The 13,399-nt window shown below is 72.4% G+C and carries 16 protein-coding genes; 7 read left to right on the top strand and 9 right to left on the bottom strand.

Translation table 11 applies throughout. The features are described from left to right. Together ACFMQL_RS31585 and ACFMQL_RS31590 are read right to left on the bottom strand one after the other, a co-directional pair. Positions 1 to 1,224: an extracellular solute-binding protein gene (locus ACFMQL_RS31585; RefSeq protein WP_364052756.1), complete on the bottom strand. Its 1,224-nt coding sequence runs from the start codon at positions 1,222 to 1,224 to the stop codon at positions 1 to 3. Then, positions 1,221 to 2,186 carry a LacI family DNA-binding transcriptional regulator gene (locus tag ACFMQL_RS31590; RefSeq protein ID WP_364052753.1) on the bottom strand — a complete coding sequence of 322 codons (966 nt, stop codon included), beginning with the start codon at positions 2,184 to 2,186 and terminating at the stop codon, positions 1,221 to 1,223. Before ACFMQL_RS31590 ends, ACFMQL_RS31585 begins: the two co-directional genes overlap by 4 nt. An 88-nt stretch (positions 2,187 to 2,274) precedes the next feature. Here ACFMQL_RS31590 and ACFMQL_RS31595 point away from each other — a divergent pair, with 88 nt between their 5' ends. Beyond that, positions 2,275 to 3,984, top strand: coding sequence for a glycogen debranching N-terminal domain-containing protein (locus ACFMQL_RS31595; protein WP_378788405.1), 1,710 nt, complete (start codon positions 2,275 to 2,277; stop codon positions 3,982 to 3,984). A 31-nt stretch (positions 3,985 to 4,015) separates the two neighbouring features. After that, positions 4,016 to 4,456: a hypothetical protein gene (locus ACFMQL_RS31600; protein ID WP_378788407.1), complete on the top strand. Its 441-nt coding sequence runs from the start codon at positions 4,016 to 4,018 to the stop codon at positions 4,454 to 4,456. Positions 4,457 to 4,612: 156 nt separating this feature from the next. Here ACFMQL_RS31600 and ACFMQL_RS31605 read toward each other — a convergent pair whose 3' ends face one another. Then, complete coding sequence (locus tag ACFMQL_RS31605) at positions 4,613 to 5,200, bottom strand: TetR/AcrR family transcriptional regulator (protein ID WP_364052747.1); 588 nt, start codon at positions 5,198 to 5,200, stop codon at positions 4,613 to 4,615. An 89-nt stretch (positions 5,201 to 5,289) separates the two neighbouring features. Here ACFMQL_RS31605 and ACFMQL_RS31610 point away from each other — a divergent pair, with 89 nt between their 5' ends. The 3 genes from ACFMQL_RS31610 to ACFMQL_RS31620 all read left to right on the top strand — a co-directional run bounded on the left by ACFMQL_RS31610 (position 5,290) and on the right by ACFMQL_RS31620 (position 7,364). Beyond that, complete coding sequence (locus tag ACFMQL_RS31610; protein ID WP_364052744.1) at positions 5,290 to 6,231, top strand: aldo/keto reductase; 942 nt, start codon at positions 5,290 to 5,292, stop codon at positions 6,229 to 6,231. 140 nt (positions 6,232 to 6,371) lie between these two features. Continuing rightward, positions 6,372 to 7,001 carry an isochorismatase family cysteine hydrolase gene (locus ACFMQL_RS31615; RefSeq protein WP_364052741.1) on the top strand — a complete coding sequence of 210 codons (630 nt, stop codon included), beginning with the start codon at positions 6,372 to 6,374 and terminating at the stop codon, positions 6,999 to 7,001. Between the two features lie 9 nt (positions 7,002 to 7,010). Further along, a complete protein-coding gene (locus ACFMQL_RS31620; protein WP_364052738.1) occupies positions 7,011 to 7,364 on the top strand; it encodes a MarR family transcriptional regulator in 354 nt (117 codons plus the stop codon). A 63-nt stretch (positions 7,365 to 7,427) separates the two neighbouring features. Here ACFMQL_RS31620 and ACFMQL_RS31625 read toward each other — a convergent pair whose 3' ends face one another. From ACFMQL_RS31625 to ACFMQL_RS31640, 4 genes are all read right to left on the bottom strand, one after another. Continuing rightward, entirely contained in the window at positions 7,428 to 7,847 is a 420-nt protein-coding gene (locus ACFMQL_RS31625) for a nuclear transport factor 2 family protein (protein WP_364052735.1), read from the bottom strand. 49 nt (positions 7,848 to 7,896) lie between these two features. Next, positions 7,897 to 8,391 (bottom strand): cupin, encoded by a 495-nt coding sequence (locus tag ACFMQL_RS31630; RefSeq protein ID WP_364052732.1) that lies wholly within the window; start codon positions 8,389 to 8,391, stop codon positions 7,897 to 7,899. 93 nt (positions 8,392 to 8,484) lie between these two features. Further along, complete coding sequence (locus tag ACFMQL_RS31635; protein WP_364052729.1) at positions 8,485 to 9,441, bottom strand: NAD-dependent epimerase/dehydratase family protein; 957 nt, start codon at positions 9,439 to 9,441, stop codon at positions 8,485 to 8,487. An 86-nt stretch (positions 9,442 to 9,527) separates the two neighbouring features. Continuing rightward, on the bottom strand, positions 9,528 to 9,866 hold the full coding sequence (locus tag ACFMQL_RS31640) for a hypothetical protein (protein WP_364052726.1): 339 nt from the start codon (positions 9,864 to 9,866) through the stop codon (positions 9,528 to 9,530). A 194-nt stretch (positions 9,867 to 10,060) separates the two neighbouring features. On the opposite strand from ACFMQL_RS31640, the gene ACFMQL_RS31645 reads away from it, so the two are divergent. Next, on the top strand, positions 10,061 to 10,459 hold the full coding sequence (locus ACFMQL_RS31645) for an STAS domain-containing protein (protein WP_378788411.1): 399 nt from the start codon (positions 10,061 to 10,063) through the stop codon (positions 10,457 to 10,459). A gap of 184 nt (positions 10,460 to 10,643) precedes the next feature. Further along, the gene (locus ACFMQL_RS31650; RefSeq protein WP_378788412.1) at positions 10,644 to 11,057 is read left to right on the top strand and encodes a glutaredoxin domain-containing protein; all 414 of its coding nucleotides are present in this window, start codon (positions 10,644 to 10,646) and stop codon (positions 11,055 to 11,057) included. 195 nt (positions 11,058 to 11,252) lie between these two features. Here the strand turns inward: ACFMQL_RS31650 and ACFMQL_RS31655 are convergent, their stop codons facing one another. Both ACFMQL_RS31655 and ACFMQL_RS31660 read right to left on the bottom strand, forming a co-directional pair. After that, on the bottom strand, positions 11,253 to 12,827 hold the full coding sequence (locus tag ACFMQL_RS31655; RefSeq protein ID WP_364052717.1) for an SRPBCC family protein: 1,575 nt from the start codon (positions 12,825 to 12,827) through the stop codon (positions 11,253 to 11,255). A gap of 51 nt (positions 12,828 to 12,878) precedes the next feature. Continuing rightward, the gene (locus ACFMQL_RS31660) at positions 12,879 to 13,394 is read right to left on the bottom strand and encodes a hypothetical protein (RefSeq protein ID WP_378788414.1); all 516 of its coding nucleotides are present in this window, start codon (positions 13,392 to 13,394) and stop codon (positions 12,879 to 12,881) included. Positions 13,395 to 13,399 lie beyond the last annotated feature (5 nt).

Below are 13,399 nucleotides of genomic sequence, written 5' to 3' on the forward strand. Positions count from 1 at the left end.
TCAGCCCAGCGTGCTTTCGGTGTTCTTCTGCAGCCTGGCCAGGATCTCCTTCGGGTCCTTGGAGGCCAGCTGCTGCAGGCCCGCGTCGAAGTCGGACAGGACGCTGTCCATCTTCGGGGCGTTCACCGGGCCCTGGGCGTAGTCGGCGCCGCCCACGAAGGCGGCGTCGCCCGGGAACTCCTTGAGGTAGTCCTCCTTGGCCGAGGCCCTGGACGGCATCACGCCGAACGCCCTGGCGAAGGCGAGCTGCTGCTCCTTCTTCGTCATCGCCTCGACGAAGCTGATGGCCGCGGCCTTCTGCTTGGACTTGGCGGCGATGCCCCAGCAGTTGCTGAACGACAGCGTGCCCTTGCCCTTCGGCCCGGCGGGCAGCTCGTGCACCGAGAACTTCACGTCCGGATAGTCGGCCTTCATCGCGCCCTTGATCCAGTTGCCCTCGATCGTCATGGCGGCCTTGCCCTTGCCGAACGCCTCGCCGCCCCACTCGGCGTCGAGCGCCTTGGCGTACTGGGCCTGCTTGCCGGTGAGCAGGTCCTTGACGTACTGCAGCGCCTGAAGGTTCTCGGGGCTGTCACCGGTGGCCTGCTTGCCGTCGGCGCTGGTGATCCAGCCGCCCGCCTGCACCATGAACGCGCCGACCCGGTCGCGCGTGTCGCTGAACGTCAGCGGCGTCACGTCCTTGATCTTCTTGGTGACGGCGGTCAGCTCCTCCCACGTGGTGGGGATGTCGTCCTCGGTGAGGCCGTTCTTCTTCCACAGGTCGTCGTTGACGATCAGGGCGAGCGTGGAGAAGTCCTTCGGCACGCAGTAGAAGCGGCCGTCGTAGGTGTAGGTCTCGCGCAGCTTCGGATAGAAGTCCTGGACGTCGGAGATCTTGTCGGCGTACGGCTCCAGCGCGCCGACGCTCGCGTAGTCGGCGAAGCGCGAGGCGTCCACGTAGAACACGTCGGGCGGGTTGCTGCCCGCCAGCGCCTGGCCGAGCTGCTGGTGGATGTCCTGGGCCGGGGTGACCACGGCCTTGTTGCCGGTGGCCTTGGCCCACGCGTCGGCCGCCTCCTTGACCGCGTTCGTCTCGGCGTCGCCGGACGAGGCCATCAGGACCTGTAGCTCCGCCGGGCCGCTGGTCTGCTGCTGCGGCGCGGCCTGCCGGTCGTCGAAGCCGCTGCCGCAGGCGGTGGCGGTCAGGAGCACGGCGGCCGCGGCGGGGATCGCGAATCTCTTCATGATCGAGGGTCCTTCCGGATGACCAAGGTGGGACTGAGCAGCGCGTGGGACTCGGTCGGCCGGCCCGACAGGCGGCCGGTCAGCATCTCCACGCAACGGGCGGCGACCTCGGCGAGCGGCTGGCCGAGGCTGCTGAGACCGACGGCGGCGGCCACCGGCGTGTCGTCGAACCCGACGACGTCGCGCGTGACCTGCAGGGCGCCGAGCGCCACGGCGTCGCTGACGCACACCAGGGCGGTGGCCCCGCGCCCGGTCAGCTCGAGCGCGGCCGCCCTGCCCTGGGTCAGCGTGCCGTCCGTCGCGAGGTCGAGGTCGGTGTCGAGCCCTTCGGCCGACAGCGCCCTCGACCAGCCGGCGCGGCGGTCGTCGCCCACACCGGAGCCCGGTTCCCAGCCGATGAAGCCGATCCGCCGGTGCCCGGTGGCGAGGAAGTGGCGGGTGGCGGCCTCGGTGCCGGCCGCGCCGTCCACGTCCACCCAAGGGTGGCCGACGTCCGTGGCGCCCCACGGCCGGCCGAAGGTGACGAACGGCAGGTCACGCTCGGCCAGCCAGGCGGTGCGCGGGTCGTCGTGGTGGGTGCTGGTCAGCACGTAACCGTCGGGCTCGAACTCGCCGCGGAGCCGGTCGATGGTGTCGATCTCGTTCTCGTCGTCGGTGGCGGTGTAGAGCAGTACCCGGTAGCCGGACCTCTCCGCCGCTTCGGTGAGGCCGTGCAGCCAGCGGTCGAAGACGTTCATGCCGTCCTCGGTCGTCTCGATCCGCACGGCAAGGAGCCGCGACCGGCCGGTCCGCATCTGCCTGGCGGCGGCGCTCACCCGGTAGCCGAGGGTCTCCACCGCGGCGAGCACGCGCTGCCGGGTCTCCTCCTTGACGACCTCCGGGGAGTTCAGGACGTTCGACACCGTCTGGCGGGACACACCGGCGAGCCGCGCCACATCGGCGATCGTGACCTTCGCCGCCATATATCGCCTTTCCGTGAGTTTGAACGATCAAAATGATGTATGCCAGGATTAGATCGTTCAAGTTAACGGAGTGTCAAGGGGGCCTCACGTGACCGACCACCGGCTGCAACCGCTGTTGCACGATCTCGTCAGCACCGTGATGGCGCCGACGACCGCGCTCAGCAGTGCGGACGGCCAGATCAGGCCCGCAGGGGTGCAGGGGCTCTTCCACGCCGACGCACGGGTGCTCTCCCAGGCCGGGCTGCTGATCGACGGCCGCGAGCCGGAGGCCGTCGCGCACGCTGTGCCGGGGCCGGGGCTCTCGCGCTTCGTCGCGCTGGCCCGCTGGCTCGGCGACCCCGTCCCAGACCCGACCGTCAGAGTGGACCGCCTGCGCCGGGTCACGCCCGGCGGCATGGACGAGGAGATCACCCTCGCCTCCACCGCCTCGGCCCCCGTCACCTGCACCATCACGGTGGAGCTCGGCTGCGACCTCGCGCCCATCGAAGTGGTGAAGTCCGGCGGGGACACGGCGCCTCTCGCCCCCGTGTCCGATGCCGGCGGGCTGGTCTGGGAGTCCGGTGACGTCCGGGTCAGCGTGCGGGCCGACGCCGAGATCAGCGGGCAGACGCTGCGGTGGCGTGTCACCGTCCCGCCGGGGGAGCGGGTGACCGTACGGTGGGGCGTGACCGTCCAGGACCCCGAGGCGGTCGTCGCCGCGCCTGCCAAGGCGCTCGAATGGAGCAGGCCGCAGGTGGAGGCCGACGACGCCCGCCTGGTACGCCTGGCCCGCCAGTCGCTCGACGACCTCGAGTCGCTGCGGCTCACCGAGACCGGCGCGCCCGATGACACGTTCCTGGGCGCCGGAGTGCCCTGGTTTCTGACCCTCTTCGGCCGCGACAGCATCTGGGCCGCCCGCATGCTGCTCCCGCTCGGCACCGAGCTGGCCGCCGGCACCCTGCGCGTCCTGGCCCGGCGCCAGGGCACGAAGATCGACCCCACCTCGGGCGAGGCGCCCGGCAAGATCATGCACGAGCTGCGCCGCCACGAGTTCAAGCTCGAAGCGAACCAGCTCCGCCTGCCCGCCGCCTACTACGGCACCATCGACGCCACCCCGCTCTGGATCACGCTGCTGCACGACGCCTGGCGCTGGGGCATGCCCGAATCCGAGGTCGCCGCGCTGCTGCCCGCCATGGAGGCGGCGCTCGGCTGGCTCGCCGACCACGGCGACGCCGACGGCGACGGCTTCCTCGAGTACATCGACACCAGCGGGCGCGGCCTGGCCAACCAGGGCTGGAAGGACTCGGGCGACGCCGTCCGCTTCCACGACGGCTCGCACGCCGAGCCGCCCATCGCGCTCGTCGAGGTCCAGGGGTACGCGTACGAGGCGGCCACCGCCGGGGCGGCGCTGCTCGACGCCTTCGGCCGGCCCGGCGCCGAGCGGTGGCGCGACTACGCCTGGCCGGCTGGCCGAACGGTTCCGCGCGAAGTTCTGGACGGACCGCGGGCGCCCCGCGCTCGCCCTCGACCGCGACAAGCGCCCGGTCGACGCGCTCACCAGCAACATCGGGCACCTGCTCGGCACCGGCATCCTGACGCCCGACGAGGAGCTGCGCATCGCCGGCCTGCTGAGCGACCCGGCCATGTCGGGCGGCTTCGGGCTGCGCACGATGTCGAGCGGCGATGCGGGGTTCAGCCCGCTGTCGTACCACTGCGGCTCCGTCTGGACCCACGACACGGCGATCGTCATCACCGGCCTCGCCCGCGCCGCCCTGTCCAGGGAGACCGCGCTGACCGCCGCCCCGTCCGGGCGGGCTGACGTGGCCGGCGCGCCTGGTGCGGTCGGGACGTTGCCCGGCGAGCCTGATGTGGCCGGCGCGCCGTCCCGCGAGACGGATGCGGCCGGCGCGCCGTCCGGCCCGGCCGATCTGGCCGCCGGCCTCGCCCGGGGGCTGCTCGCCGCCGCCGAGGCGTTCGACTACCGCCTGCCGGAACTGCACGCGGGCGACTCGCGGGAGCTGTTGGGCCGGCCGGTGCCGTACCCGGCGGCCTGCCGCCCGCAGGCGTGGTCGGCCGCGGCCGCCGTCGCGATCCTGCACGCCGCCACCGGCCTCTACCCCGACGTCCCGGAAGGCAAGGCGGTCCTCCGTCCACTGCCCTCCGCCCCGCTCGGTGCCCTGTCGGTCCGCGGCCTGCGGGTGGCGGGCTCCTCGGTGGACGTCACGGTGGACGCGTCCGGCACCGCCCACGTCACCGGCCTGCCCGAGGGCATCACCCTCGTGACGGAGTGACCCGCCGCCCGGCCGCCCGCCCCGTCGCGCCTGCCGCCTGGGCGATGCGCGTGCCCGGCCAGGCCGCCGCCGCGGAGCGCGACCTGCGCCAGGCCGCCGCTCGCTCTGGGCGGCACGATCCGCCACCCCGCCCCGCAGCGATGCCCGCCCGGACGGCTAGGGCCGGAGGGCGTCCATGAGGAGGTCGAAGAGGCGGTCCATGCGGTCCCAGGTGTCGCCGGCCGCCGTGGACAGGAAGACGCCCAGGATCATCGCGGTGACGTCGTCGGGGTCGATGTCGCCGCGCAGGGTGCCCGCGCGGGCACCGCGCTCCAGGATCGTGCCGATGGCGGCGGTGATGCGTTCCCTGGTCGTGGGCGTGGCGAGCCGTCCTGAGGCCCAGCCGGCGCGCAGGGTGTCGAGCATGGCGCGCTTGGTCGAGACGAACGCCCCGTAACGCTTCATCCACGCCCGCAGCGCGACCTCGGGCGGGTGCTCGGCAAGGAGGGCGGGTACGCATCCGGTCACCTCGTCGAGCTCGGCGGCGTACACGGCCTCGACGAGCGCCTCCCGGGTGGGGAAGTGGCGGTAGAGCGTGCCGATGCCGACGCCGGCCTGCTTGGCGATGCCTTCGAGCGAGACGGGCCCGTCGGCGGTGGCGAAGGCCGCGCGGGCGACGGCGAGCAGGTTCTCGCGGTTGCGGCGCGCGTGCGCGCGAACGGGCCGCCCGGGGGCCGGAGATTCGGAAGATTCCGGGGCAACCAAAGCGGAGGCACCTCCGATAGTGCTAGGGTCGGTCTTGGCGGAGGGTCCTCCGCTTTCTCTCGTCATTGTCTCAAGGACGGTGTTTCCTGATGTCCTCCGGCACCTCTTCCTCCGACGTCACGGCCACCGGAGCACCGCGTCCCGGCGGCTCCGGCCTGCTCGGCGACCTTACCGTCTCCCGCGTCGGCTACGGCGCCATGCAGCTCGAGCGGCTGCACGACGACCGCGCCGCCGCCGTACGGCTGCTGCGCCGCGCCGTCGAGCTGGGCGTCGATCACGTCGACACGGCCGACTTCTACGGCGACGGCTTCGTCAACGACGTGATCCGCGAGGCGCTGCGCCCCGAGGACGGCGTGGTCGTCGTCAGCAAGGTGGGCGCGGTCGTCGACCCGGACGGCCCGTTCCCGCTCCGCCCCGCCCAGCGTCCCGGGGAGCTGCGGGCGAGCGTCGAGGCCAACCTCAAGAGCCTCGGCGTCGAGCGCATCCCGGTCGTGAACCTCCGCAGGCTCGACGTCGGCCCCGGCATCCGCGCCACCGGCCCCCAGGTGGTGGACGTGGACGACCAGCTCGAGGTGATGACGGCGCTGCGCGACGAGGGCAAGATCGGTGGGATCGGGCTCAGCGCCGTCTCGCTCGACGTGCTGCGCCGTGCCCTGCCCGCCGGCATCGTCTGCGTTCAGAACGCCTACAGCCTCGTCGGGCGCGACCACGAGGAGATGCTGGCGCTGTGCGCCGCCGAGGGGATCGCCTGGGTGCCGTACTTCCCGCTGGGCGGCGCGTTCCCCGGCATGCCCAGGGTGGTGGAGCAGCCGGCGGTGACCGAGGCCGCCGCCAAGCTCGGCCGCACGCCGTCCCAGATCGGTCTGGCCTGGCTGCTGCGGCACGCGCCCAACGTGCTGCTCATCCCCGGCACCGCGTCGGCCGCCCACCTGGAGGAGAACGTCGCCGCGGGCGAGATCGCGTTCGACGACGAGACCCTCGCCGCGCTGGACGCCGTACCGTCGCAGTCCACGAACATCCTGCTCGGCTGATCGCCTTCGCTTCCGGTCAAGGGGGTTTGGCGCCGCGCTGACCCGCGCGGGACGCGCACGTGCCGGCCTGCGGGGTAGAGCCGTGACGGGAGGCGCGGAACGGGCGCCGCCCCCTTGTACGCGAAGGCGGAGGAACACTTGTGACCCGGCTCTACGATCCCCGTCACACGGCGGTCCTGCTGATCGACCCGTACAACGACTTCATCTCCGAGGGCGGCAAGCTCTGGCCCAGGCTCGCCCCCGTCGCCACCGAGGTCGGGCTGGTGGACAACCTGCGTACGGTGACCGCCGCCGCGCGCGGGATCGGCGCCCGGCTGCTGATCGTGCCGCACCGCCGCTGGGAGCCGGGCGACTACGAGAGCTGGCGGCACCCGAACCCCACCCAGCGCGGCATCATGGAGCGGCACTCGTTCGCGCGCGGGACGTGGGGCGGGGAGTTCCACCCTGACCTCGCGCCGCAGCCCGGCGACATCGTCGTCCACGAGCACTGGGCGCAGAGCGGCTTCGCCAACACCGACCTGGACTTCCAGCTCAAGCAGCACGGCATCACGCACGTGGTGCTGATCGGCGTGCTCGCCAACACCTGCCTGGAGTCGACCGGCAGGTTCGCGATGGAGCTGGGCTACCACGTCACGCTGGTGCGCGACGCCACGGCGGCGTTCAGCCCGGAGATGATGTACGCCGCCCACGAGCTGAACGGCCCCACATTCGCCCACGCCATCCGCACCACGGAGGAGCTGGTGGAGGCGTTCGGCCTGACGGCGGCCTGACCGGACGCGATGGCCTCACCGCGCCTGGGCGGCGGGCCGGGTGGCCGGCTGGAACCTGAACGACCGGGGGAGCCGGGCGCCCGCGCCGGGCTGACCACCGGCCCGACCACCCGGCTCATCGACCGGCTGGAGCAGGCCGGATACGTCCGCCGCAGCCCCGCCACCGACGACCGCAGCAAGGTCATCGTCGAGCCCGTCGGCAAGCCCGCCGAGCTCGACGAGGTCATGACGCCGGTCAGGCGCGAGGTGGGCGAGATCCTGGCCGGCTGCACCGACGACCAGCTCGACGTGCCCTACGACTACTTCCGCAGGGCCGCGCGCGCCTACGAGCGGGCGGCGGAGCGGTTGCGCGTCGGCTCATGACGGCGGTGCTCAGGCGCCGGCTCATGACGGCGGTGCTCAGGCACCGGCTCATGACGGCGGTGCTCAGGAGGCGGTGAGCGCCCGGGTGACGGTCAGGCTGTCCTCGTAGATGTGGTAGCGGGTGATCAGACCGTCCTCGACCGTCAGATGCAGCGCGAACGGCGACGTGTACGCCACTCCGCCGCCCCGTACGGTCTGCTTGATCACCCCGAGCACCACGGCATGCGGCCCGTCCACCAGGATGCGCTCGATCGAGGTGCCGTTCAGCTCGGGCACGTGGTGCTCGGCCAGCGACCGGAAATGCTCGGCCACCTCGGCCCGGCTGGACCGGGGACGGATCCACGGCACGGCGGGATGCCCCTCGGAAGGCCAGGAGAGCCGCCAGTCCACCGGTTCGGCGAAAAGTTCCGCCGTACGGTCGTGGTCTCCCTCGGCGATCCTGGTCAGCAGCTGGGTCACGACGTCACGGGTGCGTTCACTCATGACGGCGATGCTTCCACCTCAGGCCGGAAGCCGTCGATTACCTGGGAGGTCATGCCGGGCGGCGGCAACGCGCCCCGCCGGGCGGCTCCGGCCTCGCCAGGTCCGGCCGCTCCGCGCCGGTCCGCCGCTCCAGGCGGGTGCCGTGCGGCAGGGTGACGGCCAGGATCGTGCTCGGGATGTCCAGCTCGATACGGTGCCAGCGGCCACGCGGCACGATGGCGGCGGTGCCCGCCCCCAGCCTGACCACCTCCTCCCCGCGCCCGTCCGGACGCAGGAAGAGGCGGATCTTGCCGACCACGCAGGAGACGATCTCGTCGGCCTCCGGGTGCATCTCCCAGTGGTCGGCGTGCACGTCGTCGGCGGTCTTGGCGTGGAAGGCCGTCAGCCGCCAGCCGTCCCGGTCGCCGCCCGCGCCTCTCCTGCCCGCGCGGATCTCGCCGTCCCGGCCCAGGTGGATCTCGGACGCGAGGAGGTCGATCGGCCTCGAGCCGCTCACGTCATGTCGGGGGATCAGCGGGACGAGCGCCTCCAGTTCTCCGTTCATGCCCGCCATCCTGACGATTCCCGGCACCGAGATCGCCCGCCAAGCGTCGGGGATGTCCCGGGCATGACGCACCGATCGGCGCGCGCCCGGGGATCAGGTGAGGAGGCGGAGCAGCTCGGCCTCCTCCTCGGCGGTGAGGCCGGATTTGGTGACCTGGTGACCGGAGTCGCGCAGCCAGGCGAGCGTGTCGCGCGCGGTGTCGGCGACCGGGCGGATGCGCAGCCCGGCGTCCAGCGTGGCCGAGACGTCGCGGGCCATGAAACCGGCGTATTCCGGCAGCGGCAGCCACAGCGGCAGCGACCGCGGACCCATCCACGGCGCCACCTTGTGCTCGGTGAGGAACGCCTGGTCGGCCCAGACCAGCTCGGGCCGCACCGACAACCCCTCGGCGATGCCGGCCAGCATCTCGCCCCTGGTGAACGGGCTGGACATCACGTCGTACGGCCCGGCGAGCCCCTTCTCGGCGGCGTCGAGCGTCCAGGCGGCCACGTCGCGTACGTCGATGAGCTGCACCAGGTCGTCAGGGGAGCCGGGAGCCAGCACGGGCCCGCCGCGCGCCAGCCGATCCACCCAATAGGTGAACCGGTCGGACCCGTCCTCCGGGCCCACGATCAGCCCGGCGCGGACGATCAGCGCCGCGTCACCGGCGATCTGCTCGCACGTCACCTTCGCCGGCCCGTAGTTCTCCGGGGCGCTCTCGTCGGCGCCCGGCGCGAGCGGCTCGTGCAGCACCTGGTTGGCCTCGTGGGTCTCGGCGTAGACGCTGCACGAGGAGATCAGCGTCCAGTGCCCGGCGCGCCCCGCCAGCTCGGCGACCGCCCTGCGGACCATGCTCGGCTGCCTGGCGACGTCGATCACCAGGTCGAACGAGCCGTCCAAGGGCGACAGGCCGCCGTCCTGCGCGCGATCGACGCGGACGAACTCCACCCCCTGCGGCGGGTCGCCCGCCTGGCCGCGCGCCGCGCACACCACCTCGTGCCCGCGATCGCGTGCCTGCCGCGCGATCTCCCTCGACAGAAACCTCGTGCCACCCAGAACAAGTGTCCGCATGCCCTCATCCTGGCCCATCGAGGCAGGCGGAACCGGCCCGCTTCACTCCCAGCGCAACCCGAACCGCCGCCTCGATGGGAGGGGCGCTAGCCGGAGGCGAATCGCTGAGCGCGGTCGCGGGCCCACTGCACCATCTGCGCGGTCTGCTCGTCCGGGATCGGCGAGCCGGGCATGCCGCTCAGCCGTTCGACCTGCTCGGCGAGGCGGAGGTGCTCGCGGTGGGCGTGCTCCCTGCACGGCAGGCAGGTGACGCGCTCGGGGTGGGGCGAGGTCATCGCGTACGGCACCTGAAGCCCGCAGCCGGAGGTCACCACGGACGGCGCGTCGGGGACGCGGCCCAGCGTCGAGGCGATCACGTTGCGGAAGGCGGCACCGGATTGCAGCACCTTCTGCTCGACGTGGATGTGCGGGTCGATCTCGCGCATCGGCGGCGCACCTCTGTCAGTCCGGCGGCTCTGGAGCCAGACTAGTGCGATGGCGGACGGGCTTACGCTTCTGCTGCTTTTCGGTCACTTTCCGTGCCGTCCGATCGTTGCGTTACGCAATGGACTGTTATGGTCGCGATAGGTGATCTGGTCGGCGCAGATCTTCCTCGTACGTCCACGCTGGGACCCTTGTCATGCACCCCTCAGAACCTGGCATCCACGAGAGCGCTCCGGACTTCGACATCCGGCTCGACAGGCAGGAGGAGGTCGTCCTGCTGTCCCTGACCGGGCGGCTTGAGGGGGTGGCGTGCCTGATCCTGCAGCAGTACCTGGTCAATGCGCTGGTGGCGCGGATCCCGCCGCTGATCGTGGTCGATCTGCGCGAGCTGGCGGCGGTGGACGAGCACGGGCGCGACGTCCTGCGGTCGGCGGCGCGGCACGCCAGGGTGTCCGATGGACGGCTGATCGTGATCCCAGGGGACGGCATCGCCGGCCATGGGCACGCCGGTGAGCGGGCCGGGATCGAGGTGGCGGAGTCGGTGGACGACGCGCTCGCCGAACTCGCCTGCATCCCGCGCCGGTCTTCCGGCTGACGCGGCCGAAGACGCCGGGGAGCGGTCGACGCGGCCGGCCTGCGCCGGGGAGCGGCTGACGCGATCGGCCGGCGCCGGGGACCGGCTGACGCCGTTGGAAGCGGCGGAGGATCGGCTGACACGGCCCCGGAGCGCAGGTGCGAGAGGCGTTCCGATAGCTTGCCTGATCGTGAGGCGCAGATGGATGGCACCGGGCCTGCTGGCGGCGATCGGGGTGGTGCTCGCGGCGTGGACGGCCGCGAGGGGCGGTCTCGTGGCGGCGGCCGCGGTGCTGGTGGTGTACGCCGCGCTCGGCTTCGTGATCTCGCCGCTGGCGTTCCCCAGGCCGGTCGGCGCTGAGGAGGCGCGGCGGCGCAGCGCGGCCGACGGGCGGGCGATCGTCTACTGGCGTCCGGGCTGCCGGTACTGCATGCGCCTCAGGTTCCGGTTCGGCCGCGCCGCCCGGCGGGCGTACTGGGTGGACATCTGGCGCGACCCGAAGGGCGCGGCGGCGGTGCGGGGGATCACCGGCGGCGACGAGACCGTCCCGACCGTGGTGCTGGCGGGCGAGCCGCACGTCAACCCCGACCCGAAGTGGCTGCGCGACCGGCTCGGCTGAGTCCTCAAGTGACGGGTCAGCCCGCCGCCGGGCGAGGTGCTGCCCGCGCCGGCCGGTGCCGCCGAGCGTGCGTGCGTTCAACGTGCCAGGTGTGCCGGAACAGGGGAGTGCCCGCCTCCGGGCCGCTGAGCCGGAGGCGGGCACGTGTGGCGGCGAGGCGCGGGCCCGTCATGGGCCGATCGGTCCGGCCGCCTTTCAGCGGCTTCGCTCCTCGCCTTCGCCTTCTTCCTCCTCGTATTCGCCTCCTTCCGGCTCCTCTTCGGCCTCTTCCGCTTCCTCCTCTTCCAGTTCTGCCTCCTCCCCGGGCTCCTGCTCGGCGGGCTCCTCGCCCTCCTCCGGCTCTTCGCCCTCTTCCTCCTCGTACTCTTCTGGCTCTTCTTCCTCTTCCTCGGCCTGAGCCGCGCGTTCCTCTTCCATCGCCGTCTCGTGGTCCTTGACCACCTCGCCGTCGCGGATCTCGCCGCGCCAGCCCTCGCCGACGTCCTCCGGGTGCAGCAGCAGGTGCGCATTGACGTGGCGGCGGAAGTGCTTGAGCTCGAGCCGTACGCGGCGGCCCTGCGCCCGCCACAGATTGCCGGTCCGTTCGAACAGCCCCTGCGGGTGGTACTCCAGCACCACCAGTACCCGCGTCAGGTCGTCGCTCAGCTCGTGGAACGTCACCGCGCCGTCCACATGACCCTTCGGCCCCTCGGACCGCCAGATGATCCGCTGGTCGGGGATCTGCTCGACGATGCTCGCCGTCCAGCTCCGGTGCGACCAGAAGACCTGCGCCTTCCAGGTGAGCTTCTCGTCGGACTCCTGCTTGACGTTCTCCACTTTCTTCATGAACGACGGGAAGTCCTGGAACTGCGTCCACTGGTCGTACACCAGGCGGCGGGGCGCACCGATGTCGATCGTCTCGACGATGTTGGTGACCTTCTCGAAGCCGCCCTTACCGCCTTTGCCGCCTCCGGTGATCTTCTGCATGATGCTCTGCAGCCCGCCCTTGACACCGCCCTTCAGCACTCCGCCCAGGACGCTGCCCGAGCCGCCTCCGTCGTCTGAACCCGAGCCGCCCTTGCCGGTCACCGCGCTCAGCAGGCCCTTGCCGCCGTGCTCGGCGTAGTCGGTGAGGCGGCCGGTGAGGCCCTCGAGCTTGTCGCCCGCCTTGGATACCGCGCGGTTCAGCGCGGCGTGCATGAGGTTCTTCGCCTCGTCGGCGAGCCGCTCGGTCGGCAGCGCGGCGAGGAAGTCCTTGCCGACGCCCTTGACCGCTCCCGCCGCCGTGCCCGCGGCTCCCTTGGCGGCGCCGGTGACACCCTTGGCGGCGCCCGTCACGCCCTTGGCGGCTCCCGCGACCTTTCCGGCCGCGCCGGTAGCGCCCTTGGCGGTGTCCGTGACGCCTTCAGCCGCACCTTTGGCGGTGTCGGTGACGCCTTCGGTCGCGCCTTTGGCGGTGTCCGTCGCGCCTTCGGCCGCGCCGGTGGCGCCCTTGGCGGTGTCGGTGGCCTGCTCGGCGGCGCCGGCGGCGGCGCCCGTCGCCTGCTTGGCCGCATCTGCGGCGCCCTTCACCGGGCCCTTCGTGGCGCCCTTCGCCGTACCGGCGGCCCGAGTGGCCGTGCCGGTCGCCGTCCGCGTGACCTTGCCTGCGGCCGACGTCTTCTCCGTGCCTTCCTTGGCGGCGCTCGCGGCCTTGCCCGTCGTGCCTTGCTTCGCCGCACCGGCGGCCTTGCCGAGCCCGCTGACCGCACGCTTGCCCGCGCCCGCGGCCTTACCTGCCGTACGCGTCAACCGCCGTACTGTGGGGCGGCCCGCTCCCGCTCGTTCCTCAGCCACCTGTGCTCACCTCCGCACGGAGGTCCGCCGGATGGTACGCGGCTGCCGTCGCGCCCGTTCCTGCCCAGCAGGCTCTCGCTCGGTCTCGTCCTGATCCCCGGCCTCGTCGCCGGTATCGCTCTCGGGCTCGCCGTCCGAGGAGGACTCGTCGGTGGGGCCGGTGCCGTCCGCGCCCTCGGCGGGCTGGTCCGCGCCCTCGGTGGGCTCGTCCCCGCCCTCGGCGGTGGCCGGTGTCTTGAGCTGCTCGGCACGTTCATGGAGCTTGTCGCTCAGGGAGTCGACCTGTCTGCTCGCCGCGGCCTTACCGGCCTCCAGCAGGCCGCCCTTGACCTGCTCGGTGAGCTTGCCGATATCGGCCGATGAGCCCAGCGCCTTCAGCCCCAGCGACAGCAGCCCGCCGTTCCCTGAGGCCTTTCCCGCAAGCCCGGCCGCCGCCAGGAACGCCGCCGTGCGCAGCTTCCGTCGCCGCCCGAGGTAGTACCCGGCCAGCAAGGCGCAGGCGATTCCCATCTTGTTCGCCATGATCG

The organism is Nonomuraea fastidiosa, assembly GCF_042751225.1.
GTDB lineage: Bacteria > Actinomycetota > Actinomycetes > Streptosporangiales > Streptosporangiaceae > Nonomuraea > Nonomuraea fastidiosa.